This window comes from Crocosphaera watsonii WH 8501 (assembly GCF_000167195.1).
Taxonomy (GTDB): Bacteria; Cyanobacteriota; Cyanobacteriia; order Cyanobacteriales; family Microcystaceae; genus Crocosphaera; species Crocosphaera watsonii.
The window spans coordinates 1-2,381 of the sequence record NZ_AADV02000306.1; the positions used below are offsets into that span (position 1 = coordinate 1).

The 2,381-nt window shown below is 42.5% G+C and carries 1 pseudogene; it reads left to right on the forward strand.

The features are described 5' to 3' along the window. Positions 1–449: 449 nt before the first annotated feature. Positions 450–2,248 (forward strand): annotated as a pseudogene (locus CWATDRAFT_RS31180) (DNA-directed RNA polymerase subunit gamma); the annotation flags it as partial. Positions 2,249–2,381: the final 133 nt, after the last annotated feature.

Genomic DNA, 2,381 nt, shown 5'->3' on the forward strand with positions numbered 1-2,381 from the left:
AAAACCCGGACAATTCCGCGGAGATCTTGAGGGGAACTCCAATTACAATGGGAGAATCCGGAAATTTCCACTTTTTTAGATTGCAAACAGGGCCAAATGCAAATTAAAATTTTTTTACCGGTACCCGCCTTTCATAAAGTAATTTAAAAAAAAAAGTTTAAATTCTTTCACAAGAAAAACCTTGAAAAAAAAAATTGTAAGTTAGAAATAGTTTCACCCTAGAAAGCTTTCAAGGGGTGATTCAGATCACTGATCCTGGATTTTACGAGACCCAAAAAAGGTGTTATGGAAAGATTCGTTGGGACTAAAATTTAAAGGTGGTTCAGAAGGTGCTGTAATTTGGACAAAAATCTTTAAAGGTAAAAACCTGGATATAAATTAAGCATTTTCGGCCATAAAAAGTTGAAAATTTAATCATTTTTTCCTTACTGTTGAGGAACCATCAAGGCATGAAACCACCAGAAGATACCCAGATTCGACTACGTAAAAATTGGATTAGCATCCCCCGAACGGGTTCGTCAAAGGGGAGAGAGAACCCTTCCCAATGGGGTCGTGGTTGGGGAAGTCACCAAACCCGAAACCATCAACTATAGAACCTTAAAACCCGAGATGGACGGACTATTTTGTGAAAGAATTTTTGGTCCGTCGAAAGATTGGGAATGTTGGTGTGGTAAATATAAACGGGTTCGTCACCGAGGTATTGTCTGCGAACGCTGTGGGGTAGAAGTCACGGAATCCCGTGTCCGTCGTCATCGTATGGGCTATATTAAACTAGCAGCCCCCGTAACTCATGTTTGGTACCTCAAAGGTATTCCCAGTTACATGAGTATTTTGTTGGATATGGCTCTACGGGATGTAGAACAAATAGTTTACTTTAATGCCTATGTGGTGCTAGATCCAGGAAATGCCAGTAATTTAATTTATAAGCAACTCTTAACAGAAGATCAGTGGATTGAAGTAGAAGATCAAATTTATGCCGAAGATTCAGACTTATATGGCATAGAAGTAGGTATCGGTGCAGAAGCCATTCAACGGTTACTGCAAGAAATGAACCTAGAGGAGATCGCCGAAACACTACGGGAAGACATCTCCCAAAGTAAGGGACAGAAACGGGCAAAACTGATTAAACGTTTACGGGTGATTGATAACTTTATCGCTACGGGATCACTGGCAGAATGGATGGTATTAGATGTTATCCCCGTCATTCCCCCAGATTTACGCCCTATGGTACAGTTAGATGGCGGTCGTTTTGCCACCTCAGACCTCAACGATCTCTATCGACGAGTAATTAACCGTAATAACCGTTTAGCGCGTTTACAGGAGATTCTCGCCCCAGAAATCATTGTCCGTAACGAAAAACGGATGTTACAAGAAGCGGTGGATGCTTTAATTGATAACGGAAGACGAGGCCGTACAGTTGTCGGGGCTAATAATCGTCCGTTGAAGTCCTTATCGGATATTATTGAAGGGAAACAAGGGCGTTTCCGTCAAAACCTCTTAGGAAAACGGGTGGACTATTCTGGTCGTTCTGTGATTGTGGTGGGGCCAAATTTAAAGATTTATCAATGTGGCCTACCCCGTGAAATGGCCATCGAGTTATTCCAACCTTTTGTTATTCACCGTCTCATTCGCTTAGGGTTGGTCAATAATATTAAGGCAGCCAAAAAGCTGATTGTTAAGGGTGATCCCAGTGTTTGGAATGTGCTAGAAGAGGTGATTAGTGGACACCCTGTCTTACTCAACCGCGCCCCAACTCTACACCGTTTAGGTATTCAAGCTTTTGAACCTATTTTAGTAGAAGGTCGTGCTATTCAGTTGCATCCCCTGGTATGTCCAGCATTTAACGCTGACTTCGACGGAGATCAAATGGCGGTTCACGTTCCTTTGTCTTTGGAGTCCCAAGCAGAAGCAAGACTATTGATGTTAGCTTGTCATAATATTCTTTCTCCTGCCACCGGTAGACCAATTGTAGCACCGTCTCAGGACATGGTATTAGGCTGTTATTATTTAACCGCAGAAAACCCCAAAGCTCAAAAAGGAGGCGGTAGTTATTTTGCCAATATTAACGACGCAGTTAAAGCCTATGAACAGGCAATGGTGGACTTACACGCTTCCGTTTGGTTACGTAGTGAAGATCCAATGAAGAGGTAGTTCAGATAAGCCGGATAACGAAGTTTTGAAACAGAAACCTAGAGATGTAGTGTGGTTAGCTATCGGAACGCGAGTTAGAGAAATCGCCGAAGCAGTTCATGTTCATAGACCCTCGGACGTTATTCACAAACCTCAAGAGTTACTATGGTTAAAAAGTTGTAAGTTACTTTTCCACTTTGGGGGTCCAACGGGGCGGATTTTCATGCTTGCGCCGAAATGTTCGGCGGACC